The sequence below is a fragment of the Maridesulfovibrio spiralis (SeqCode) genome, assembly GCF_048571135.1.
Lineage (GTDB): Bacteria > Desulfobacterota > Desulfovibrionia > Desulfovibrionales > Desulfovibrionaceae > Maridesulfovibrio > Maridesulfovibrio spiralis.
The window spans coordinates 884,777-908,568 of the sequence record NZ_CP182344.1 but is presented as its reverse complement, the minus strand read 5'-3'; the positions used below and the strand labels follow the sequence as shown (position 1 = coordinate 908,568).

The following is a 23,792-nucleotide window of genomic DNA, read 5'->3' as shown; positions in this document are numbered from 1 at the left end:
TTTAGTGTTTCTTGATTACATGTACATCCCGCCGTTAACAGCGAGAGTCTGGCCTGTGATATAACCGGATTCATCCTTGGCAAGGAAAGAAACCGCATTAGCTATATCATCGGATGTGCCGAGTTTTTTCAGCGGTATGTTGTCCATCATCTGCGCCATGACTTTTTCAGGCAGTTCGGCGGTCATGTCGGTCTGTATGAATCCCGGGGTAACGGCATTCACAGTGACACCGCGCGGAGCAAGCTCAATGGCGCTGGCTTTGGTCAGCCCGATGAGGCCGGCCTTGGCAGATACATAGTTGGCCTGTCCGGCATTACCGGCCTGACCTACTACAGAGGAAATGTTGATGATCCGTCCGTACCGCTGCTTCATCATGATCTTTGCGGATTCGCGCAGACAGGTGAAAGCACCGGTCAGGTTGATGTCCAGAACTTTGTCCCAGTCAGCATCCTTCATGCGTACGAGCAGGCCGTCGCGGGTGATTCCGGCATTGTTAACCAGAACATCCAGTTTGACCTTACCTTTAATCTCTTCTTTGAAGAAAGAGGTTACAGCTTCACGGTCGGAAGAATCAAGCTTGAATGCACGGGCCTTGCCGCCTGCGGCTTCGATTTCAGCGCAGACTCTTTCAGCTCCGTCGGGGCGGCTTACGTAAGTGATGAACACTTCAAAGCCGTCTTTGGCGAGCTGTTTGGCGCAGGCTTCACCGATTCCTCTGGAACCGCCCGTTATAAGGGCGGTGCTTGGCAGTTCACTCATGTACTTCCCTCTATTTTGAATTAATCTAGTCATGCGTCTCATAGCCTAAAGCGGCAGTGACTGCAAATTTAATCTAAATTAATTTGTTTAAACATACATGCGCGTTTGCGCTATGTTGTTTTTCCCTTTTATACAGCAGTCTTGTTGAAATTCCGTGATATACAGCAGAATGTTACAAAACAGCATTTTAAAATTGAATTAAAGAAGATCCCCATGTCAATCCGCCACCGAAAGTGGCTAAAAGGACCAGATCACCATCTTTGATGAAACCTGAGTCCCTGGCATCAGCAAGTGCGATGGGGATGGATGCAGCCGAGGTGTTGCCGTATTTGTCCACGTTCGCAAAAACTTTTTCTCGGGGAACGCCCAGTTTTTTACCCACGGCTTCAATAATGCGCATATTGGCCTGGTGGGGCAGCAGCACGTCGACATCTTCAGTGGTCAGTCCCTGCTTTTCAAGGATCTCATTGGAGATGGAAGTCATGGAACGCACGGCGTGTTTGTATATTTCACGGCCCTGCATTTTTACAAAATTCTCGGCTCCAACAGTATCACCCATTTTGTAGGGATAAGCGGAACCGGCTCCTTTGATGGTCAGGTTCATGCCCGGACCTCCGTCGGCGCGGATGAGGGTGTCGATGACTTTTCCGGGTTCTCCGTCTTTTCCGGCAGTCATAACTGCCGCACCTGCGCCGTCTCCGAAGAGAACGCAGGTGGAACGGTCTTCCCAGTTCACACGGCTGGTAACAACTTCAGCGCCGCAGACCAGAATTTTAGCAGATGGATCGAGATTGATGAGTGCCCGGGCCACCTCAACAGCGTATACAAATCCTGAGCAGGCCGCAGAAAGGTCCATGGCAGCTCTGTTTTTGATACCCAGCCGCTCCATGAGCAGGCAGGATGTGGTGGGAACGGGCATATCGCCGGTGAAGGTGGCGATGATTACGTGGGTGAGTTCTTCCGCTTCCATGCCTGCTGCTTTGAGGGCTTTTACAGATGCTTCATAAGCAAGGTCCAGGCATGTCTCGTCTTCAACAACATGACGCTGTTTGATTCCGGTACGGGTAGTTATCCATTCGTCGTTGGTATCGACGAACTTTTCAAGATCAGTATTAGTGTATAGCCGTTCAGGGACATGGAAACCAAGACCCCTGATGTGCGAGAAAGTACTCATTACACCAGTCCTGTTTTAGGATGGAAAGAGAGCTGATAATCCGGGGATGTGTCAGTATCTAAAGCAGGGGCCGTAGGAGATTGCACCGGACGCTAAAAGTCGCGTTCGGTAATTTCCTTGTGCGCGGCCAATCCTTCTTTCAGGTGCGCGACAGCATCGTTTTTTACAAATGTGGCGGCCATTTCAATGGCACGTTCCACAGCCCGGGAATCGGCTTTACCGTGGCAGACAAGGACAATTCCTTTCAGTCCGAGGACCGGGGCTCCGCCATATTCGGATTTATCCAACAGTCTGCTGAATCTTTTGAAAGCTTTCATTGCGAGCATGGCTCCAAGCTTGGAAACAATGTCGCGTTTGAGCTCTCCCTTCAGCAGGCTGCCGAAGCTTGTCGCCAGCCCTTCGGCCAGCTTCAGCGCCACGTTGCCTACAAATCCATCGCAAACAGCAACATCAACATCACCGGTAAAAATATCCCGTCCTTCGATGTTACCCACAAAATTCAATGAAGAATTCTTGAGCATCTCGTAGGTGGTTTTTACCAGCGAGTTTCCTTTGCCTTCCTCTTCTCCAATCGTCAAAAGACCGATGCGCGGGGATTTGTATCCCAGCACGTCACGGGCCAGCACGTCGGCCATAATGCCGAACTGGAAGAGGTGCTCCGGTTTGGAGTCAACATTGGCGCCTACATCAAGCAGGACCATGGGCTTTTTTTCAGTGGGCATGATTCCGGCCATGCCCGGACGCAGGACACCCTTGATCCGCCCGATGGTGAACATGCCGCAAGCAACCGTGGCCCCGGAGTTACCGGCACTGACGACACCGTCAGCCTTGCCTTCCTTGACCAGTCTGCATGCGACCTGAATTGATGAGTCCTTCTTCCGGCGCATAGCGTCAGCAGGTTTGTCTTCCATTGTGACAACCTGTGAAGCATGGACAATATCAATAGCACATGATCCGGTATCAAGCTTTTCCAGCTCGGACCGGATCATGTGCTCATCACCAACCAGCGTAATCGGGAGTCCCGTCTTTGCGGCATTAACCGCAGCGGGAACTATAACCGAAAGGCCGTAATCGCCACCCATGGCGTCTACGGCAATGCGGGGTATAATGTTAGGCATCTTCGGAATTGATTACCTGACGACCTTTATAGGAACCGCAAGAAGAGCAAGCTCTGTGAGGGATGATGGGTTCACCACACTCGCAGTATACTACGTTGGGGGTTGCTACGTGGTCGTGTGAACGACGCATGTTTCTGCGGGATTTGGAAGTTTTCTTTTTCGGCTGTGCCATGACTAAGTCTCCTAAAGAGTTTTTTTTACACCGCTCCGTACGGACCGGAATCTAGTTCTTTATCTTAAGATTGCGGAAAACCGCAAGCCTTGGATCGCCCTCTTCTTGTTCGCAATCGCAGCCGCCTTTATTAAGGTCGGCTCCGCACTTCATACAAAGTCCCTTGCAAGCTTCCTTGCAAAGGGGTTTGATTGGAAGTGCCATAACGAAATGCTCCCAGAGGAGGACACCGATATCGATTTTGAGCCCTTCTTTGGTCTTTACAACGGGAGACTCTTCATCGTCCCCGTCTTCAGCGACCTGCTCAAATTCCTCGAATTCGGTTGAAATATTGTGCTTGTAGTCTGCCGTGCACCTGTCGCATGCCATTGTCACGGAACCTTTGGTTCCACCTCTGACAAGGCATCCTTTATCCTGAGGAAGGACATAGACGTCAGACACCAGCGCAGTGCCGGGTTTGACTTCTACTTTATACTGTTTCCATGCTTCGGCCCAGAAATTCTGGTCCTCGAAAACAAAATTTTGTCCCTCTTCGGGGATGTCGTTTAATGTAATCCAGAGTTCAGACATATTTTTCCTCGCGGAAGGGTTTCCTATATGAGTTTTTTTTCTTATGTCAAGGAAAAAGAGCTTGCATTTTCCAGAGCGAGCGTTTAAATGATACCTCTTTTGTTCGGGCAGAGCAATTTCCCTTGCGGATATTCGCGCTTTCCGGCAATCTAAAAAAGTGACTACCATTAAGGAGGTTCAACATGTCCCAGGTATGCGATATATGCGGTAAAGGTCCTCAGACTGGCAACAACGTTTCTCATGCTCACAACAAGACCAAGAGACGTTTCATGCCTAACCTGCAGAAAGTCCGCACTCAGCTTCCCAGCGGTGAAGTAAAAAGCATCAAAGCTTGTACTCGCTGCATCCGCTCCGGCGCTGTTGTTAAGCCCGTTGCAAACAAAAAAGTAAGCTAGTTCTTATTTTTTATTTTTCGCACGATTCGTCGTGTAAAAAGCCCCGGTCATAATTATTTATGGCTGGGGCTTTTTTTTATTCCGCAACCCACGCAAGGGCTTTTTCAAGTTCTTTCGCTGGATATGTCTCAACTTCTCCACTGACCAGCAGTCCGGCAACTTTTGTTCCCCACTCCACCCAGGCTGGGCCACCGACTACGGCTAGTTTTTCAAAGTCATTGCGGTGGGCAACTCCGAATTTGGTGTCTTCCCACATGGCTTTCAGGTCCCACCCTTTGAAATTTTCATCCATGTAGAGCAAAGCCCTGCATTTTCCGTAATCGGAAATGACTTTTTGGAGAGCCGGAATCCAGACCTCTGTGTAATCTTCACCTGTGACTGTGCCTGTGGCTGTCACTGCCAGCATTGGGCCGCTGCTTTCTTTCATGACTGTGATCATTCTAAATCTCCCATATTTGAGTTTTTCAAAAAATCCCGTAATGAACTTAACACATCCGTTCTTAAATTGAAGCGTTAATGGATGCTGCAAAACAAAAAAGGGTGGTGCCCGAATAAGCACCACCCTTTTTTCATTGTTTGTGTGTGATTAAACAGCTTCAAAAGCCTGTTTCCTGAAAACAGACCTTTCACGCAAAATCATCACGGTAAGCAGCATTATGCCGGCTGCATGTAACCTCATGTCGGGCCAGAGCAGCATGGTTGCTGTTGCCATGTAGAGCAGTCGTTGACCGATATTAAGGGCGTAGGTGTTGAAACCTTCAAAGAACACTGCAAAGCAGAACAGGCCTGCTGTTGCTGTGACCACGGTTTCCGCAACCTGCCAGAGCGGACCTTCGAAAAGGATCGGGGTGTAGCAGAAGAGCAGGGGGATAATGTAAAGTCCCTTGGCGATCTTCCATGATTCGAAACCAGTCTCAAGCGGTTTTGAACCGGATATTCCCGAAGCACTGTAGGCCGCGAGGCATACCGGAGGCGTCACGTTGGCATCCTGAGAGTACCAGAAGATGAGCATGTGGGCCGCTATAAGGCTTGTTCCGAGCATTTGCATGGCCGGGGCAGCCAACACCGCCAGAACGATGTAAGAGGCCGTTACAGGCAGTCCCATGCCCAATACTAGGGATGCTACCGCAACCATGACGATGGTCAGCAGCAGGCTGTTGCCCGCGATCATGGTGATGAGCATGGAGAATTTAATGCCCATGCCGACCATTAGTACTACGCCGACTACGATGCCGGAACAAAGCAGGATAACCCCGGTGGTGACCATGTTTTGACCGCCGGCAGCAAGCGCATCAAGGATATCTCGCCCGGACATACGTGTTTTGGGATTCAGCCAGCTGGAAAAAACAATCGCTCCGATACCGCCGCAAGCAGCAAATGTCGGGGTGAATCCGTACATGAGCAGGCCCATGAGCGCGCCGATGGGGATGAAGAAGTTCCAGCCTTCCTTCATTACTTGTCCGATCTGCGGGATGTCTTCTTCTGGAATAGGTTTTATGCCCAGCTTCTTGGCCCGCAGATGAACGAAAAAAGCTACGCTGACAAAATACATAATTGCCGGGATGAAGGCCACGCCGACTATGGTCAGGTAAGGAATCTGGGTCCACTGGCTCATGATGAACGCGCCCGCGCCCATGATCGGCGGCATAAGTTGTCCGCCTGTAGAGGCCGCAGCTTCTACGCCCCCGGCAAATTTACTGGGAAATCCGGTCTTTTTCATCATGGGAATGGTGATAGACCCGGTGCCAACTGTGTTCGCAACCGCACTACCGGATACTGATCCCATAAAGCCGGAAGCGAAGACCGCCATTTTGGCCGGGCCACCGATGGTGCGGCCCATGCTGGCCATGGCCAGCTTGATGATGAATTCGCCGGCCCCGGATTTGATCAGGAAGGAAGCAAAAAGTACAAACAGGAATACGAAAGTACTCGAAATTGTGGCGATGGTTCCGAATATCCCGTCCGGCGCAAAGTACATACGGTAAAGCATGCGTTGGATGGTTACACCCGGAAAATGCCAAAGCCCGTCCAGATATTGCCCGCCGCCCAGTCCGTAGAACAGAAATACCGCCGCCAGACAGGGGATAAGCAGTCCTGTGGTTCTGCGTGTGATTTCCATGAGCAGTACAATTGCCAGTCCGGCGGCAATGAGGTCAGCCATGATCGGCACTTCATTGCGCATGTGCAGGGCGTCTTCGAAAAAGACAAGATACAGCCCGACAGCGAATGAGAGCACTGCCAGAAAATAGTCGATGGGCAGGGTTTCGCGGGCATGCTTTTTGAGCATCGGGTATTGCAGGAAGCCGATGAAAAGCATGAAAGAATAGTGAACGGCATTGCGCTGGATTTCCGGCATGATGCCGATGGTGTTTACCCAGAGGTGAAACAGGGAACAGATGATGCCTGTGGCATAAAGCAATTTGGCAGTGTTGCCCTCAATCACACGTTTGATAGCAAGGGTTTCACCACCTGAATCTTTTTTTACTGCCGGCTTGGGATTAGTGTCGGCCATATTGTGATGCCTCCGGCGGCTCTCCGAGGGCCAAAGAACCCTTTTTATTGTGCCCCTTCCTGGGGCTTACCCCTTCGGGGCGGTGCTTTTGGCACCGGGCAAATCCGCTTTCCTGCGGAATTGTGGAAAAGGGTTCTTTGGACTCTCCTAAAACTTTTATTAAGGCTTTGCCGCTGTGGATTATAATAATTACTGAGAGAAGTTTTGATAAAAGTCTTGAAAGGTTTTGGGATTCTTAAACCCTTTTGCAAAAGGGTTTAAGCCCCCGGAGGGTTCCCCGAAAGGGCCGCCGGAGGCCATTAACGTTTACTTAATTACACCTACTTCACGGTAGAACTTCTCTGCACCGGGATGCAGGGGAGCGGGCAGACCTGCGGTCGCACGCTCGAGAGACATTGCTTTGGTCGCTTTGTGGATGTTGTTCAGGAAAGGCAGGTTTTCGTAGATGGTCTTGGTTATTTTGTAGACCACTTCATCAGGCAGATCTGCGCGGCAGGCCAGAAAGTTGGGCTGGGCCACGGTTCTGATATCTTTTTTCTGTGAAGGGTAGGTTCCTGCGGGGATTACATAGCGGCTCCAGATAGGGTAGGCCTTCTGGATTTCTGCAAGCTGGTCATCGGTGAATTCCAGTACGGTTACGTCGTCAGATCCGAGCTGGGCATAAAGCTGGGTGATGGCTGCTGCGGGAGGTCCGGCGGGGATATTTGCACCGGTAATGCGGCCATCCATCATAGCCTGGGCGGAGGGGGTGTACCCGAGGAACTCGAGCACGAGGTCTTTTTTTACATCAACACCCATGATTTTGAGCAGTGTGCGCCCGGAGCCTTCTGTGCCGCTGCCGCGTTTGCCAATGGAAAATTTTTTGTCCAGACTTTTGAGATCGGAGATGTCGCCTTTTTTTACGTATTTATTGAGCAGAGGGAAGTGTTCAACGTTTTCCCAGAGCATGGTGATGGAACGAAAATCTTTGAAGGCTTTACCTTTGTATGGTCCTTCACCTTTGTAGGCATTAAGACCGAAGAGAGCCTGCAGAATAGCGAGGTCCGCTTCTTTGTTTTTAAGCATCTGTACGTTTTCACCGGACCCGGCAGAGTTGATTGCAGTAGCAGTGATTTTGTCTGCTTTGGCAAGTTTGATGCTTACCAGTGTGCCGATTGCGACTCCAACTGGGTAGTATGTTCCGCCGGTAGTTGCGGTGGCGATGATTAAATTGTTGTCGCTTGCATGTGAAGGTGCCGCTGTGAAGCTAAGGCAGAGCATACAGGTGAGTACGAGGCATGAGAATTTCTTAAACATTCTTCCTCCTTTATTGGGTGTTGGTCAGGTGAATAAGTGATATGTAGATCAATGGATTATGAAAGGTGTATAGTATATAATAATTTAAAAATCCAGATCGGTTTATTTTTGCGCATTGCATTTGTTTTTAGTGTCTGAATGCAGAAATGATTATAAATAAAGAGGTGAGCTGATGTTTTATGCAATGCTCAGTTTGTTCGTTTGTTATGATTAATATTCTTAAAATATACAGGGACATCATAAAACCTGTTAGTTAAATAAAAATTATATATCTAGGGCAGAATTAGGGCTGGCTTGAGGAGTTTGACAATGTTTATGGGGGGAGTACTGTTTTTACGTTTAGCGTGATGGCTGTCTGCCGTCGTAATTATAAAACAGAACAAGGAAACCGAATATGTTTATTGTTGATCTTACTTACAAAGTTGATCTTGATATCGTAGATGCTCATCTTGAAGCCCATGTTGAATATCTTAAGGAACAGTATAGGCGGGGTGTATTTGTGGCTTCGGGGCGAAAGGTTCCCCGTACAGGCGGTGTGATTCTCGCACGCTGTGAGTCTCAAAGTGCTCTTGCGGAAATACTCGCGCTTGATCCTTTCAAGGAAAATGGGGTTGCTGAATATGCTGTAACGGAATTTGTACCGTCCATGACGGCTGAGGGGCTGGAGCTTTTGAACGAAGGATAGTTGGAACAGAGTGATGGGCGGTGGCTGCAGCCTCCGTCTGACCAAAGAAAGGGCAGTTCCTGTAAATGGTCTGTTTGTTTATAGTCACTAAAACGAAAAAAGCCGCAACTTGCGTTGCGGCTTTCGTATTTACGAGTGGTGCCGAAGAGAAGACTCGAACTTCCACGGAGAAACCTCCACTAGACCCTGAACCTAGCGTGTCTACCAATTCCACCACTTCGGCACTCGGTGAAGAAGTATCTATTGATTTCAGTTTGCTTTGGCAAGTACTTTTTTAGTTAAAATGTAAATAAATTGTAAAATTGAAGAAAAACATCAAATCGATCCGCAATTTGAAGCTCACTGGGCAGGATGATGCCAATCTGTGAATATGGGTTTTCTAATTGTGGATGCCATTTACTCCTGCTATATGTTGGCTAATTAGAAAATAAATAGGGGGAAACTCATGGACCCGTCCGTTCTGGTGCCCGCAGCCATCGGCATTTCTGTTCATCCCATATGGCCAGTGGCTCTTTCAATAATTACTTTTTCCGTCCACCTGCTGCTCATGAATGCCGTTTTCGGCGGAGCAGCGATTGTTTTTGTCCACTCTTTGTCGGGTGGAACGCTGATTTCAAAAAATATTTCCCGTAAACTGCCGACCCTGCTTGCTTTGGCTATCAATGCAGGGGTTCCGCCGCTGCTTTTTCTGCAAGCGGTCTACGGGCAGTTCAGTTATGTTTCTTCAATCCTAATGGCTGTATTCTGGCTGGCGGTAATTTTCGTTCTGATCAGCGGATATTACGGCATGTATATCCATAACTACCGTTATGAAAAACTGGGCGCGTCCGGGCGTAAGTTTCTCATGCTGGCTGTGCTGGCCGGGATTTCATATATCGGGTTCATGCTTTCAAATAAGATGACCCTGATGCTTCGCCCTGAAATCTGGGCAGAATATTTCAATGATCCGCACGGTTTTGTGCTCAACCTCAGCGATCCGGTTCTCTACCCGCGTTTTATGCATTTTGCCATCTCTGCGCTGGCAGTGGGCGGGCTGTTTGTTGCTTTGGTTGGCAAACGCATGAACGAGCAGTCTTTCGTGGATACGGGAATGAAGTGGTTCTCCCGTTCAACCCTCGTTAATATTCTGATGGGCTTCTGGTTTCTTATGGCCCTGCCTAAAAATGTGATGCTGATTTTTATGGGGCAGGACATGCTTGCCACCATACTTCTCTGTGCGGGGCTGGCTGCCACTTTCGCCATGCTTCATGCCGGATTCACTAAGAATGTATGTATCGCCACCGCGGCGACTCTCTTCATCGTCCCGGTTATGGCAATTATGCGCCATCTGGTGCGGATGAAATACTTGGAACCGTACTTTACGCTTGATACCGCCCCGGTTTCCGGAGACTGGGACCCGTTCATATTGTTCGTTGTCTCGCTTATCGCAGGTGGATTCTGCGTTGTCTACATGCTGAAACTCATGCTCAGGGCTGAAAGGAGTTAATGATGGAATATCCAATCTGGCATTTAACTACTTTCGGGGGCGGTTTCTGGATCGCAGTAATCGCTACGCTGCATGTCTTTGTGGCCCAGTTTGCGGTCGGCGGCGGCCTGTTTCTGGTTGTTACCGAGAAGCTTGCCTATAAGACCGAATCAAGCGAGCTTTTGGACTACGTAAAAAAACACTCCAAGTTTTTCCTGCTGCTGACCATGGTTTTCGGTGGAGGGTCCGGGGTTGCTCTCTGGTTCACCATGGCTCTGCTCAGTCCGGAAGGAACCCTTGTTCTGGTCCGCGAATTCCTTTTTGCATGGGCTACTGAATGGGTCTGGTTTGTTGGTGAAATCGTAGCTCTGCTCATTTATTATTACTATTGGGAAAAGATGAATCGCCGTGACCACCTGATCATAGGCTGGTTTTATTTTATATTTGCATTTCTTTCCCTGCTGACCATCAACGGCGTGGTTTCTTTCATGCTTACCCCAGGTCAGTGGGTGGAAACCCGTAATTTCTGGGATGCCATTTTTAACCCCACATTCTGGCCAGCGCTTTTCTTCAGGACTGCCCTCTGCGGCATGCTGGCCGGGCTGTTCGGATTTGTGACCGCCGCTAGAATTCAGGATAAGGGCCTACGCTGCATGATGGTCCGTTTCTGCGGTATCTGGACCCTGACCGGATTGGCTCTGACCGTGCTTTCCGGGTACTGGTATCTGAATTTCCTCCCGCCGGAACAGGCTATGCTGGTGGCTTATAAGTCCCACCGTGTTGCTTTTTTTATGCAGGTCTTCAAGTACACCGCTCCGATACTGCTGTTCGGTGGCCTGTTCATGGCTATCTGTACCCCGCGCAAGGTTAATTTCAGCTCGGCTATGCTCATGCTGGTTGTGGCCCTGCTTTTTTATGGCTCATTTGAATTCATGCGTGAAGCAGGGCGTAAGCCTTATGTGGTTTGGGGTGAAGTTTACTCCACAAATATCACAGTGGAACAGGCCGAAAAACTCAAAGGAAAATCTATCCTGCAGGCCGCGAACTGGATTCCGCAGGATTTGCGTAAGTTGACCGACGATAACAGGCTTGAAGCCGGTTTATGGATGTACCAGATGCAGTGCGGCCCCTGTCATTCCATCAACGGACCTATGAACGATATCGTTCGCCGTACTTCAAAATATACCGCCGCCGGGCTGGATGCTTTTATGTCCGGTATGGGGCTGATGAATAAATATATGCCCGAATTCATGGGCACGGCGCAGGAGCGCATGGCTCTGGCCGAGTATATCCATTCGATCGGTCCGGGCTATGATCCGGATCTGTCTGAGCCGGAGGTTAAAGAGCTTGAGCCTGCCTCATTTGATACCGGGCAGGAATACGCGTTAATGGCCTGGCCGCTGGAAGGGCTGCGTTTGATTATTGATAAAGACCGGACCATGTCAATAACCGATAAAGGCAGTGTTGTCCGCGCGCAGCTTTTTCTGCGTGGTGATTCACCGGAAATTATTACTGAGGATGTAAAGATCGTCTGCAAACCCAAGGGTATGGACGAGACTTTCGAATTCAGTGCGGAAGACGGCTACTTCCAGTCTTCGCCAATCGAAATTCTTCCTTATACAATGGACGGCTATGATTCATTGCCTCCGGTAGAAGTTCAAGCCTATGATATGGAAGGAAACATGTTGACCAGCACTACAATTGTGTTGCCGGTTTCGACCCGTCCGGGCTGCAATAACTGCCATGGCGGAAGTTGGGATATACAGGATCAGGGCGGATTTTCTGCAAAGACTGCAGCGGATATCGTTGCCGTGCATGACCGGGATAACAACACTGATTTCAAAAAAAGACTCAAGGAGAGTGAAATCATTGATTGCATGGCCTGTCATGACGGAGAATTACAGCTTGATCTTTCCACCGCTCTGCACGGTTTCCATGCCGTTTATCTACGGGAGACATCAAACGAGACCTGCATGATGTGCCATCCGCAGCAGAGTTTGCGCGGCATGCATCTTGATGCCGGCTTGGAATGCATAAATTGTCATGGCGCAATGGCTGATCATGCTTTATCGCTGCTAAAGACTGAAGGGGATAAGCCCGTTGCCAAGAAACTTATTACCTTGATTACGCCGTCTGACTTTGAGTTGGATGAAATTAATGCCCGTAAGCCTTGGGAGCAGCAGCCTGACTGTCTGACCTGTCATGTCGATTTTGGTGATCCTGAAACAGATTCGGCTTTCAATACGTGGACTGAGGACAAGGAAGGGCTTTTCCGTAACCGTAAGGATGAAATGGACGCGGTTATGTGCGCAGCCTGTCATAATACTCCGCATGCCATCTTCCCTGCCGCCAACGAGCGTGACAACCTGCGGGCGTTGCAATTTATGGGTGAGGCACAGCCCGTCGGGGCAGGAGGAACCTGCACCGTCTGCCACGAAGAAGATATGGACTACCCTGCACATCATCCCGGTATGGGATTGGAATAATGAACTAAAAAAAGCCCGGTTCGAACTCAGTTCGAACCGGGCTTTTAAATTTGTGCTTGGGTTTTGTTCAGACTAACCGCGTCTAAGCAAAGGCCTTTCATTCTTAGAAGCTCTGTTTACAGCGCGCATTACGTTATCAGAATCGCCTGCGGGCACGGTGAATGTGGACTGGCGTCCCTGAATTTTAACGTGCTGGATGCGAACAGGGTTGATGCGTGCGCGGCGGCAGATCATATCTACCAGTTTGCGCGGGGTCATGCCGTGGGAGCGACCTACTTGGGCTGTGAAGCGGACACGACCACGGTTTGCGCTGGGACCGCCGCATTCTTCGATTTTGCGGTAGCTGCGTTTGTCGAGGACGCTGCCCTGAGAATGCTTGAGCAGTGCGGCAACAGCTTCGACCGGATCAACTTCTTCGAGCAGTTCGTGGGCGAGATCAAGGTAGGAAAGATGGTTTCCTGCATCAACGATTTCGCTCAGCTCAGCACCCATACGGGATTTTTTGACTTCAATTACCTGATCAATGGTCGGCAGGGGCTTTTTGTCAACACGCAGTTTGGTGATTTTGGTGATGTAGCGCAGTTTACTGAATTCACGGGGAGAGATCAGGGTTACTGCAACACCTTTTTTGCCTGCACGACCGGTACGGCCAACGCGGTGAACAAAGCTCTGCGGATCCTGCGGCAGGGCGAAGTTAACAACATGGGAAAGATCGGGAACGTCGATACCACGGGCTGCAACGTCGGTAGCAACAAGGATTTTGCAGCGGCGTTTACGGAAACGCATAAGGATGTCTTCGCGGCGGGCCTGTGAAAGATCACCGTGGATAGGCTCGGCAGGGTAGCCGCGCTCGGCGAGGGTTCCTGCTACGCGGTCTGCATCAGCGCGGGTGCGGCAGAATACCAGACCGTAGAATTCGGGCTGGGCATCGACAACACGGCAGAGTGCTTCAAAGCGGTCGCGCTCGTTTACTTCGTGGAAGATGAGCTCGGTGAGGGGTGCTTCGTCTTTCTCGCGCTTAACAGCGACAACATCATAGTCGCCCATGAATTTTTTAGCGATGCGCATGACTTCGGGCGGCATAGTCGCGGAGAAGAGCAGTGTTCGGCGGTCGTCACCAGCATTTTCCATGATTTCGGAAACTTCGTCGAGGAAGCCCATGTTGCACATTTCGTCAGCTTCATCGAGTACGAAGTTGTTGATCTGGGAAAGGTCGAGGGAGCCACGGCGGATGTGGTCAAGCACACGTCCGGGAGTTCCTACAACGATGTTCGCGCCGCGTTTGAGAGCCTTGAACTGCGGAAGCATGGGCTGTCCGCCGTAAACGGTGGCTACGAAAACTTTACGCTTGCCGCGGAAAGAAATGATTTCATCCGCAACCTGCAGTGCCAGTTCGCGGGTCGGGGTCAGCACGATGGCCTGCACGTGCTTTGCACCTTCGCTGATGTTTTCAATGATGGGCAGGCCGAAAGCAGCGGTTTTACCGGTTCCGGTTTGAGCCTGACCAACGATATCTTTTTCACCGGAAAGGAGCATGGGGATGGTCTTTTCCTGAATAGGGGTGGGTGCGGTGAAGCCTTTTTTCTCAAGTGCTTCAATAGTGATATCGGAAAGGCCGAGGTTTCTGAATTTTTCCATGATTTATTTATCTCTCTAAATTGTAGTCAAAAATATTATAAGGGCAAAAAAACACAACCGCGTCTCTGGCTTGAGTGTCACGTGGGCGCATAAATCCATTGTTCGGATTTAATGGGTGCGACACTGGCCGGGCGCGTGTTTAGTCCCGTTTCAGCTGGGCCGGATATATTAAATCGGGTCGTTTGTTATCACTGGCAAAAGTACAGCAACACGAATCAGCAAACCACACGTGCGGTCTGATCCGGGGATGTTCCGGTCTTGCGGAAAAGGGGGTGAAAAACAAAGCAATACCTGCCCCTTAATAGCAGGGGAGGTTTCTAGCTACCGTAATAAATGTCCGGTATTTTTGGAGGGACCGTCCGGTTATCTCGATCTACTTAAGGAGGGATAAAACTCATCAAGGGCAGATCGTACTTTCTCCTGAAACAGCAAGGCGAATTGCCTGCATAACTGGTCCCAATCTTCTAATTAGGTTTCAGGGGAATCGTCACATAAGGACGATGTACGAAACTAGGTACACTGCCCTTGCAATTAAAAACTCGGGTCTCTTGGGACCCAAAACAACCGGATATGGACGGACGCGAGAAGCCTTAAGCATTGAATGGTGATTGGGTCAAGGATTTTCTTTTTCGGTTACTTTATTTAAAATGAAATTTCATCATCGGCTTCGCTGGGGAAATCAACTTCTTTCCAAGGGGGAGATGTTTGATAGGTTGCAGTTCTGTGAGTAAAAATATTGTCTTTGATGTTTTTAATTTCAGTGCGTTATTCAGTTATGCCTGTTCTTAATCTTTCTGTAATCAATATTGCGGTCCAAAAATTACAAACTCCACGAACAAAGTTTCAATTCCTAGCCAGCTCAATATCCTCTCCATTCAAAATCTTCCATGAATCCGTGCGTGGATTAAATATTCCGGCTTTAGTCATAATTTTTCGGACGAACCCCTGCTTGCGGAGTTCTTTAATTCCTTTTTGGAGCACTTTATATACTTCTTTTCCTCTGGGGTGTTTGCGGGAGACGAGGAAGTGTCTGCTTTCAAGCAATGAAAATTTGATTCCCATGATAGGGACAAGGTGGACTCCTTGTAAGTTCATGCTGAAATCTTTTGAAGTGGATATTTCCAGTGGAATCCAATCTGCTCGCCTGGCTTCAATCATTTTTACCATGGAATTAAATGTCGGTGCGGAAATCATATTTGTGATGCCCATGTCTCTTAGTATTCTAAAGTCGTTACCCCAATGTTGTCCTATTATGCCTTTGCCGAGCTTATTGATTTCTGCTGCACTGGTTGCGGCAAGCAGGTCGGTGTTTTTCGGCAGACAGTAGAATCCCTTTTGAAACTCTCCAAATCTGGCAATAGGGTCTGTCACCCAAAAAGAATTTTCATAGCCTGCTACAGAAGATGCTTCTTTGTTGAGTTGTTGACTGCAAAGAACAGATCTTCCTCTGGCAGTCTCCTGTGCTGAGCGTCGCGCATTGGGCACTTCAATGAATTCAATTGGCGAGTCAATGCCACCAAGATATAATGCCTTAAGAAGGATAATTACATCCGCTGTGGTCCTGCTTATTTCTACATCAGGAATTGTTTCCAGCCTTCCAAGCGGAACGGCTAAGTCTGCTTCAAGGGCTTTTACCTGCTCAAGGGCATTCCTCTCAATTGAAATGGGTATGGGATCGTTGCAGAATGCTCTGCAGGGAACTAAGAAGAGAATCAGCGCAAGGGTAAAGAATAAATAAATTTGTCTCATCTATGTCAGTCCCCCCGCATATCCGTCAGACCTTGGATCGCATCCAGCGCACAATACCCCTGTTTCAGGGTCACGTACGATTATCTGACCGCGTCCGAAAAGGGTTCGCTCGTAGGCGCCGCATATTTCAAGGGGATGTCCCATGTCGAAAAGACGTTCTACGGTCTCTATCGGTATACCTTCCTCGAGACAGACCTTGCCGCCTGCTTCTCCGGGTTCAATGCAGAAACGCAGCCTGTTGAGTGCTTCCTGCGGATCGGCTCCATCGTCCAGCATAGCGGAGATGACCTGCATGTGACCTTGCGGCTGCATGAAGCCGCCCATGACCCCGAAGGTCGAATGCAGGGATTTGTCAGCGCGCAGGCAGATTCCGGGGATGATGGTGTGGTAACTGCGTTTTCCTCCGGCAAGAACATTGGGGTGTGCCGGATCAAGGGAGAAATTATGTCCCCGGTTCTGCAGGGAGAAGCCTAGTTCTTCCGGAACAATTCCGGTCCCGAAGCCGAGGTAGTTGGAATTGACCATGGAGCAGCCGTTACCGTCCTTATCCACAACGCAGAAATATACCGTGTCTGATGAATTGACCGGAACGCCGCTGCTGTTGTCGAGTGTGGCCCGGTCCGGAAAGATCTGTGCTGCCCTGCGTGCGCCGTAGCTGGGGGCGAGCAATCTGGAAAGCGGTGCGGGGTATTGATCAGGGTCGGCCACATGCTGGCGCGCGTCGGCAAAAGCAAGGCGCATGGCCTCGATAAGGTGGTGCATGCGCTCCGGTGAATCCGGGTTGCCCAGTCCGGCGACATCAATATCAGCAAGGGTATTCAGAGCAAGCAATGCCGCAAGTCCCTGACCGTTGGGCGGGCATTCGTGGATTTCATAGCCCCGGTAATTTACGCTGATGGATTCCTGAAACAGACTGCGGTGTTCGGCCATATCCTTTTTAGAAAGAAACCCGCCATTGTCGCGGACAACCTTCACGATTTTTTCCGCGACATCACCTTCATAGAAAAGTTTTCTTGCTTCCTGCGGGGAACAGTCCGCCAGTCGGGCGAGTAGTCGGCCCAGATTGCGGTTGAGCATTAATTCTCCGCAGCGCGGAGCTTTACCATTGCGCAACAGCTGGTTCCCACCGGGACTTTTTTTCAGAATTTCAGTTCCCTCTTGCCATAATTCAGCTGTAACCGGACTGACCGGAAAGCCCTGCATAGCGTAGCGGATTGCCGGGTTGAGGATTGTGGATAGTGGCAGACTGCCGTGTATATCAACCAAGTCGGCCCAAAGGGCCAGTGCGCCGGGGACATTCACGGTCATGGCATGGCGCAGGGGGAGTTCTCCACTGATGCCCATATCTGTTACTTTTTCAAGCGAAATTTCCCGAGCTGATTTCCCGGAACCGTTCAGTGCGGATACGTTTTTCCCTTTTGCGGCATAAAACAGTGCGAAAGCATCCCCGCCCAGTCCGGTGCTGCATGGCTCAACCACGGCGAGAGCAGCAGCTACAGCGATAGCTGCATCTGCGGCATTACCTCCAGCGCGAAGAATCTCCAGTCCGGCTTCGGTGGCCAGCGGTTGGCTGGAAGCGACCATGCCTTTGGTCCCGTAAACCGGGGAACGGCGGGCATTGAAGGTGAATTCCGGTTGGGTGTGGTTGGAAATCTCATATGGCGACATGGTTTTGCTCCGGCTGTGTTTTGTAATTTGCGCAATGGTAGGGGAAGTGGGAGGTAAAAAGCAATAGCCAGAAGGAAAAGAGTCGATATCTCTGCAGACTGTTGGATGATTGTGGTTAATTGAGCCATAAGGGTAATGTTTGCCTTTCTTAGTGTTTTATTGATAATGTTACAGAATGGTTACAAGGATAAGTATTTTAGTGCTGTTGATATGTTTGTTTTTCATTTCAACTTTTGCACACGCTTCCGGCCTGAAGGTTATGGCCGAGGAATATCCACCATACAGTTACACGCTGAAAGGAAAGGCTCACGGTCTTTTCATTGATCTTGTGCGCAAAATTCAGGTGAAGCTGCATGAAGATCCGTGTGATGTAAAATTTTATCCTTGGGCGCGGGGATACAAGATATTGGAATGCGGTTCCGGGGATGTCTTGCTGCCTATGTGCATGACTCCCGAGCGGTCACTGAAGTTTAAGTTTGTCGGGCCGGTTTTTTGGGATGATATTTATTTTTACAGCAGGAAGGGCAGCGGCATAGAGCTGGAAAAGGTCGATGATGCCAGAAAGGTTAATACGATAGCTGTTACCAGATATGATGTTTTTCACCAGAATCTTGTCAGTCTGGGGTACACCAATCTTGATTTGAGCTCATCTCCGAAGTCTGATTTTATGAAGTTGTTTCATGGTCGGGCGGATCTTGTTCCCATGGGCCGGAAGGTTATATCATACTTCTTCAAGCGCAATCCTGAGTTGGATTTTAATAAATTGGAACGTGTCGGGACGTCGGTTTTTTTTACCACAAACTACATTGCTTTTGCCAAGCATGTCCCGGATGAGGTTGTGCATAGATGGCAGCAAGCCCTTGATGAATTAAAAGCAGAAGGGGAGTGGCAGAAAATAGTGGATGAGTATTTTCCGCCTGAATAGCGTACAGATTTTTCAAAATAAAATGGCCGGACATCATACGATGTCCGGCCTTTTTTTATATTTATCGCGCCTGATAATCTAAGCGGCGAAGCCAAACTGAAAAAGTTTGGGATTTTTAAACCCTTTTTAAAGGGTTTGAAGCCCCCGGCAGGACTCTTATCCGTTAACGAAAAGCTTTGCTTTGAGTTTTACGGATAAGTGATAACAGAGGTGTCGCCGAAGGCAAGCGCATCAACTATACCAGAGTAACAGCGCGGTTCATGCGGGCGATGGTTTCATCTTTGCCGAGCACGAGCATGAGGTCGTAGAGTCCGCCGGGGGACTGGGTACGGCCGCAAAGTGCGAGGCGAACGGGCTGTCCGATGGCTTTGAACTTCAGTTCTTTTTCTTCGAGGAAGCCCTTGCAGACTGCTTCGAGAGAATCATGGCTGAATTCTGCGTCAGCTTCGATGCGCGCGGTCAGCTCTTTGAGGATTTCTACTGCTTCAGGCTTGAAGACTTTGGCAACAGCTTTTTCGTCATATTCCAGTGCTGCACTGTCAACGAGGAAGAAGTCGCACATGTCGGCCATTTCCTTGTAGTTAGTGGAGCGGGGCTGAAGCAGAGGGATGATCTTTTCGAGATATGCGTTTTCTGCTTCCACGCCTTCAGGCAGGAAGGAGCGCATGCCCGGAATGAGGTCAGCCGGAGCTTTGGCCTTGATGTATTCGCTGTTGACCCAGTCCAGTTTCTTGGTGTCGAAAACGGATGGGGAATTACCGAGGTTGTCGGTATTGAAAAGTTCGATCAGTTCTTCGCGGGAGAATATTTCCTGATCACCGTGGGACCAGCCGAGGCGCACGAGGTAGTTAACCACCGCTTCAGGCAGGTAGCCCATCTTTTCGTATTCCATTACGGAAAGAGCGCCGTGGCGTTTGGAAAGTTTTTTCTTGTCCGGGCCAAGGATCATGGGCACGTGGCCGAATTTGGGTACATCCCAGCCGAGAGCTTGGTAAATCTGGATCTGGCGCGGGGTGTTGTTAACGTGGTCATCGCCGCGCAGAACGCTGGTAACGCCCATGCTGTGGTCATCAACGACAACTGCGAGGTTGTAGGTCGGGGAACCGTCGCTGCGGCGCAGGATCATGTCGTCCATCTCGGCGTTTTCCACGCTGATGGGGCCTTTGATCATGTCGGTGAAAGATGTGCGGCCATCAAGGGGAGCCTTGAAGCGTACAACCCTGTTTTCGCCGGGGCCGAGATTCTTCTCGCGGCAGGAACCGTCGTATTTGGGCTTGCGTTTTTCCTTCATGGCTTTCTCGCGCATGGCGTCAACCTGTTCGGGAGTGCATTCGCACCAGTAGGCTTTGCCTTCGTCCAGCAGCTGGTCGATGTAGCCGTTGTAGAGATCGAAACGGTCGCTCTGGTACACGGGATCGTCACTCCAATCCATGCCCAGCCATTTCATGGAATCAAGGATAGCGTCGGTGTATTCCTGCTTGGAACGTTCACGGTCGGTATCTTCGATGCGCAGAACAAAGTCGCCGCCGTCGTGCTTGGCAAGAAGCCATGCGAAAAGTGCGGTGCGTGCTCCACCAATGTGCAAATGTCCGGTCGGACTGGGCGCGAATCTGGTTACAGTCTTAGCCATGATGTAGTCTCCTGAAAAATTATTATGATGCGCTGTCGCGCTTTATTTTAAAAGATTTCGCCTCCGACGGCTTAAATCCTATGAAAAGGGTTTAATAATCCCAAACCTCTTGAACAAGGCTTCGCTACTTGCTTTGGAATTGCTTCGGGAAGTGAAAACTAAAAAATCCGCCAACTGAGGGCGGTATTATATTTGCTGAACTTATTTAGTTCTTGTGTCTTTTTTGCCAACCGGCCGGAGCATGCTCCGGCCGGATTAATATTATTCGGCTGGCTCTACGCCTTTGAGCTCGGGAATCTCCTTGAGCAGAGTACGCTCAATGGCGTTTCTCAAGGTGATCTGGGACATGGGGCAACCTTTACAGGCTCCCTGCAAGCGCACTTTGGCGATGCCTTTGTCTGTTACCTCAACGAGTTCTACGTTACCGCCGTCAGCCTGAAGAAGAGGTCTGACCTTGTTAAGAGCGGCTTCGACTTTATCGAGCATGGTAAATCCTCCGTTTGCTATGCCCGCTCAAGTACTTTCTTTAAACAGCCTTGTCAAACCCGTGAGTACTCGTTTTATGTGTTTTATGGGATGCTTGTTTTTGTGTCCGTATGATAAAGTACTGTTGCTTTATAGTATTATCGCTAAGCTGCCATGTTTTTAAGAATGGAGAATGCGTCATCAAGAATCGGCCCCAGTTCAGCATCAATCTTGCGGAGTTTATCCGGTGTCAGACCGTTTTTTTCCCATCTCTCATTGTTCACGTTGCGGACGAAGAAATCGCCGCTGCCGCCTACGCCCATGGCTTTTGCGATGACGTTGGCGAAATATACGTAAAGGGCTTCAGGATACTTGGCTGCCTTTGACGGATTGTGATGGTTGAGCACTGCATTAACCAGCGAGAAAGGCAGATTCCACTTACGCAGCAGCATGCCGCCCAGTTCGGAATGGTCAAAGCCTGTTACCACCCGCTCGGCCTTGAACATAAGTGCTTTCTTGTGGCGTGAAATTGCGGTGGCTGCGATAGCCTGTTCCGGCAGGGCCATCATCAGCACCGGGCGTCCTATGTCGTGCAGCAGGCCGGCTACAAAGCATTTTTCCGGTGTGCCTTGCTTGAAGGTCTTGGAAAGCTGGCTGGCGATTATCCCGCAGGCGAAACTGTGCCGCCAGAAAAGTTCAAGATCGATGATATCTGCTGGAAGACCTTTGAACATATCCATGACCGAGGTTCCCATAGCAAGGGTGGAAAGCTGGTTGGTTCCCACTACGGCCACCGCCCGTGAGATGGTGTCGATCTGGGCCGGAAAATTGTAGAATGCACTATTCACCATACGCAGCAGAAAAGCGGACAGTGCTGTATCGCGTGAGATAACTTTGGCAAGGTCGGATGCAGAGCTTGCCGGATCGTTGATAACCTGACGCATCTCAATAAAAACCTGCGGCAGGGATGGTAGTTTGATCTCGGTGCGCATGAGCGAAATCGGGTCCACCTTGTCGAATTTTCTGGTGGGCATGGGTAACTCGGCCTGCGGCTTATAAAGCTCCGGGTTTTCCATGAGATCCCGGGCGACATGCTCCACACCAAGTTCAAAAAGTGTAGCCATGACCGGTTGTTCCCGATCGGTGCGGATGAAACGGTCCTCCATTAATGCAGTGGCCTTGTGGACGAATTCTTCTGGAATCGGAATATGATCAGTCATGGTCAACCGCCTTGGATTTCAATGGATTACTTAGTTCTATAATATATTAAAAGATGTGTGAGGGGAAGCTTCGCGCAAATAAAATAATAAGCCCCGGCAGGTGGAAACCACTGCCGGGGCTTTATTGTTAAGTCAGACTGAGCCGTTTTATTTGAGCCAGGAGTCGACCTGTGCTTTGTTTTCCTTGATGAAACGCTTTGCGTTTTCATAAGGGTCAGCACCTTTTTCCTGATTCCAGGCCATAACCATCTGCAGCTGGCCTGCGTCTTTCCATGCAAATTTATCGAGGAAAGAGTACACCTTGGGCATGTCTTTATCGAGACCTTTGCGTACAATGGTGTTGATTGTTTCGGATTCGCCGAGAACCCCCTTGGGGTCCTTGAGGTATTTGAGATCCCAGCGGCCGAACATCCAATGCGGGGACCAAGCAGTAACAACAACCCATTCTTTGTTCTTGATGGCGTTGGCCAGTGCTGCGGTCATGGTTGCGCCGGAGCCTTCCATGAGTTCAAATTTGTCGAGGCCGTATTTTTCCATGGCTTCTTCGGAAAGACGCATCAGGCCTGCACCGGGATCGATGCCGATAATTTTGTCGTCGAATTTGTCTGCATATTTGTTGAGATCGGCAATTGAATCCACCTCAACGTAAGTGGGTACAGCCCAGCCGATTTTAGCACCGGAAACAATGGGGCCGAGATCGACAACTTTTTTCTCCACTCTTTTCAGATAGTCTGCGTGGGTTACGGGCAGCCAGGCAGTTGCCAGACCATCAACATCGCCGGTTCCTACAGCCTGCCACATGGCAGCTGCGGCAACGGGAATGACTTCGCATTCCATGCCGAGGCGTTCTTCGATAACGGCTTTGAGGACGTTGGTAGTAGCTGTTGCGCAGTCCCATTCGACGTAAGCCAGCTTTACTTTTTTATCCCCTGCGAAAGCTGTTGTGCTGAATGCTGCGAAGAGCAGCGCTGCGAGCGTAAGAACTAAAAACTTTTTCATCTCTAAGTCTCCTTATTTTGTTGTGGTCCGGTTATTTCTTGCCGGATCCGATTTTCTGGAGCACCTGATCCATGATCATGGCGACGATAACAATGCCGATACCGGCCTCAAAACCTTTGCCCATCTGAAGTCTCTGGATAGCTTTCCAGACTTCACCGCCGAGTCCCTTGGCCCCGATCATGGACGCAATAACTACCATGGAAAGAGCCAGCATAACTGTCTGGTTGACCCCGGCCATAATTGTCGGGGTGGCGATGGGCAGTTCAAGTTTGAAAAGTCTGTGCCAGCGGTTTGAGCCGAATGCTTCAGCGCATTCCACAAGATCTTCAGGAACCTGCTTGATCCCGAGGCAGGTCAGCCTGATGGATGGCGGCATGGCAAATATTATTGTTGAGAATATGGCTGCTACCTTGCCCAGCCCGAAAAAAGGAATGGCCGGGATGAGGTAGACAAATGCGGGCATGGTCTGCATCACGTCCAGAACCGGCATTACTACCCGGTGGACGTGCTTGTTCATGGCCGCAAAAATCCCGATTGGAATACCGATCATGAGCGCCAGCAGAGTGGCGACAATAACCAGCGCAATGGTGCTGACAGTGGCTTTCCATAAGCCCATGTTCCAGATCAGAAGCAGTCCGGCTATGGAGAAGATGGTCGTTCTTTTACTTTTGGTCAGTCGCAGGGTGATGGCCGCCACAATGATGATGAACATCCACGGCGGGCAGGCCTTCATGGCTCCTTCGACCACATCCAGCCCTGCTTCAAGAACAGCTGAAAAAGCCTTGGTGGCAAATGAAAAATGTTCCACCAGAAAATCAATAAACGCTTCGATCGTATCCCCTATGGGAATGCGTGGGACATTCATT

At 49.9% G+C, this 23,792-nt stretch carries 21 protein-coding genes and 1 tRNA gene; 5 read left to right on the top strand and 17 right to left on the bottom strand.

All coding sequences use genetic code 11. The features are described from left to right. Positions 1-15: 15 nt before the first annotated feature. From fabG to ACNI29_RS04060, 5 genes are all read right to left on the bottom strand, one after another. Positions 16-759, bottom strand: coding sequence for a 3-oxoacyl-[acyl-carrier-protein] reductase (gene fabG, locus ACNI29_RS04080; RefSeq protein ID WP_419780910.1), 744 nt, complete (start codon positions 757-759; stop codon positions 16-18). A 187-nt stretch (positions 760-946) separates the two neighbouring features. Further along, positions 947-1,933: a beta-ketoacyl-ACP synthase III gene (locus ACNI29_RS04075; RefSeq protein ID WP_419780909.1), complete on the bottom strand. Its 987-nt coding sequence runs from the start codon at positions 1,931-1,933 to the stop codon at positions 947-949. Positions 1,934-2,025: 92 nt separating this feature from the next. Continuing rightward, positions 2,026-3,051: a phosphate acyltransferase PlsX gene (gene plsX, locus ACNI29_RS04070; protein ID WP_419780908.1), complete on the bottom strand. Its 1,026-nt coding sequence runs from the start codon at positions 3,049-3,051 to the stop codon at positions 2,026-2,028. Further along, positions 3,044-3,223: a 50S ribosomal protein L32 gene (rpmF, locus tag ACNI29_RS04065; protein ID WP_015850548.1), complete on the bottom strand. Its 180-nt coding sequence runs from the start codon at positions 3,221-3,223 to the stop codon at positions 3,044-3,046. Before rpmF ends, plsX begins: the two co-directional genes overlap by 8 nt. A gap of 51 nt (positions 3,224-3,274) precedes the next feature. Beyond that, positions 3,275-3,793 carry a YceD family protein gene (locus tag ACNI29_RS04060; protein ID WP_419780907.1) on the bottom strand — a complete coding sequence of 173 codons (519 nt, stop codon included), beginning with the start codon at positions 3,791-3,793 and terminating at the stop codon, positions 3,275-3,277. A 182-nt stretch (positions 3,794-3,975) separates the two neighbouring features. Between ACNI29_RS04060 and rpmB the strand changes: the two genes are divergently transcribed. Beyond that, positions 3,976-4,188, top strand: a complete 213-nt coding sequence (gene rpmB / locus ACNI29_RS04055; RefSeq protein WP_163350576.1) for a 50S ribosomal protein L28 — start codon at positions 3,976-3,978, stop codon at positions 4,186-4,188. A 76-nt stretch (positions 4,189-4,264) separates the two neighbouring features. Here rpmB and ACNI29_RS04050 read toward each other — a convergent pair whose 3' ends face one another. The 3 genes from ACNI29_RS04050 to ACNI29_RS04040 form a co-directional block, all read right to left on the bottom strand. After that, on the bottom strand, positions 4,265-4,627 hold the full coding sequence (locus ACNI29_RS04050) for a SpoIIAA family protein (RefSeq protein ID WP_419780906.1): 363 nt from the start codon (positions 4,625-4,627) through the stop codon (positions 4,265-4,267). 147 nt (positions 4,628-4,774) lie between these two features. Continuing rightward, positions 4,775-6,700 (bottom strand): TRAP transporter permease, encoded by a 1,926-nt coding sequence (locus ACNI29_RS04045; protein WP_419780905.1) that lies wholly within the window; start codon positions 6,698-6,700, stop codon positions 4,775-4,777. Positions 6,701-7,006: 306 nt separating this feature from the next. Then, positions 7,007-7,996: a TAXI family TRAP transporter solute-binding subunit gene (locus tag ACNI29_RS04040; RefSeq protein WP_419780904.1), complete on the bottom strand. Its 990-nt coding sequence runs from the start codon at positions 7,994-7,996 to the stop codon at positions 7,007-7,009. Positions 7,997-8,390: 394 nt separating this feature from the next. Here ACNI29_RS04040 and ACNI29_RS04035 point away from each other — a divergent pair, with 394 nt between their 5' ends. Further along, positions 8,391-8,681, top strand: a complete 291-nt coding sequence (locus ACNI29_RS04035; RefSeq protein WP_419780903.1) for a YciI family protein — start codon at positions 8,391-8,393, stop codon at positions 8,679-8,681. A 136-nt stretch (positions 8,682-8,817) separates the two neighbouring features. Here the strand turns inward: ACNI29_RS04035 and ACNI29_RS04030 are convergent. After that, positions 8,818-8,904: transfer RNA gene (locus ACNI29_RS04030), tRNA-Leu, on the bottom strand. A gap of 222 nt (positions 8,905-9,126) precedes the next feature. Between ACNI29_RS04030 and ACNI29_RS04025 the strand changes: the two genes are divergently transcribed. Further along, a complete protein-coding gene (locus tag ACNI29_RS04025; protein ID WP_419780902.1) occupies positions 9,127-10,167 on the top strand; it encodes a hypothetical protein in 1,041 nt (346 codons plus the stop codon). A 2-nt stretch (positions 10,168-10,169) separates the two neighbouring features. Continuing rightward, complete coding sequence (locus ACNI29_RS04020; protein ID WP_419780901.1) at positions 10,170-12,632, top strand: multiheme c-type cytochrome; 2,463 nt, start codon at positions 10,170-10,172, stop codon at positions 12,630-12,632. 72 nt (positions 12,633-12,704) lie between these two features. Here ACNI29_RS04020 and ACNI29_RS04015 read toward each other — a convergent pair whose 3' ends face one another. The 3 genes from ACNI29_RS04015 to ACNI29_RS04005 all read right to left on the bottom strand — a co-directional run bounded on the left by ACNI29_RS04015 (position 12,705) and on the right by ACNI29_RS04005 (position 17,687). Beyond that, a complete protein-coding gene (locus tag ACNI29_RS04015; protein WP_419780900.1) occupies positions 12,705-14,270 on the bottom strand; it encodes a DEAD/DEAH box helicase in 1,566 nt (521 codons plus the stop codon). An 843-nt stretch (positions 14,271-15,113) separates the two neighbouring features. After that, positions 15,114-16,019 carry a hypothetical protein gene (locus ACNI29_RS04010; RefSeq protein ID WP_419780899.1) on the bottom strand — a complete coding sequence of 302 codons (906 nt, stop codon included), beginning with the start codon at positions 16,017-16,019 and terminating at the stop codon, positions 15,114-15,116. After that, positions 16,020-17,687, bottom strand: coding sequence for a gamma-glutamyltransferase family protein (locus tag ACNI29_RS04005; RefSeq protein WP_419780898.1), 1,668 nt, complete (start codon positions 17,685-17,687; stop codon positions 16,020-16,022). A 214-nt stretch (positions 17,688-17,901) separates the two neighbouring features. On the opposite strand from ACNI29_RS04005, the gene ACNI29_RS04000 reads away from it, so the two are divergent. Next, positions 17,902-18,612 (top strand): substrate-binding periplasmic protein, encoded by a 711-nt coding sequence (locus ACNI29_RS04000; protein WP_419780897.1) that lies wholly within the window; start codon positions 17,902-17,904, stop codon positions 18,610-18,612. A gap of 235 nt (positions 18,613-18,847) precedes the next feature. Here ACNI29_RS04000 and gltX read toward each other — a convergent pair whose 3' ends face one another. The 5 genes from gltX to ACNI29_RS03975 form a co-directional block, all read right to left on the bottom strand. Next, positions 18,848-20,242: a glutamate--tRNA ligase gene (gene gltX / locus ACNI29_RS03995; RefSeq protein ID WP_419780896.1), complete on the bottom strand. Its 1,395-nt coding sequence runs from the start codon at positions 20,240-20,242 to the stop codon at positions 18,848-18,850. A gap of 261 nt (positions 20,243-20,503) precedes the next feature. Further along, positions 20,504-20,728: a NifU family protein gene (locus ACNI29_RS03990; protein ID WP_319762246.1), complete on the bottom strand. Its 225-nt coding sequence runs from the start codon at positions 20,726-20,728 to the stop codon at positions 20,504-20,506. Positions 20,729-20,871: 143 nt separating this feature from the next. Beyond that, complete coding sequence (locus tag ACNI29_RS03985; RefSeq protein WP_419780895.1) at positions 20,872-21,927, bottom strand: HDOD domain-containing protein; 1,056 nt, start codon at positions 21,925-21,927, stop codon at positions 20,872-20,874. 147 nt (positions 21,928-22,074) lie between these two features. After that, entirely contained in the window at positions 22,075-22,926 is an 852-nt protein-coding gene (locus ACNI29_RS03980; protein ID WP_419780894.1) for a glycine betaine ABC transporter substrate-binding protein, read from the bottom strand. Between the two features lie 31 nt (positions 22,927-22,957). After that, positions 22,958-23,791 (bottom strand): ABC transporter permease, encoded by an 834-nt coding sequence (locus tag ACNI29_RS03975; protein WP_419780893.1) that lies wholly within the window; start codon positions 23,789-23,791, stop codon positions 22,958-22,960. Position 23,792: the final 1 nt, after the last annotated feature.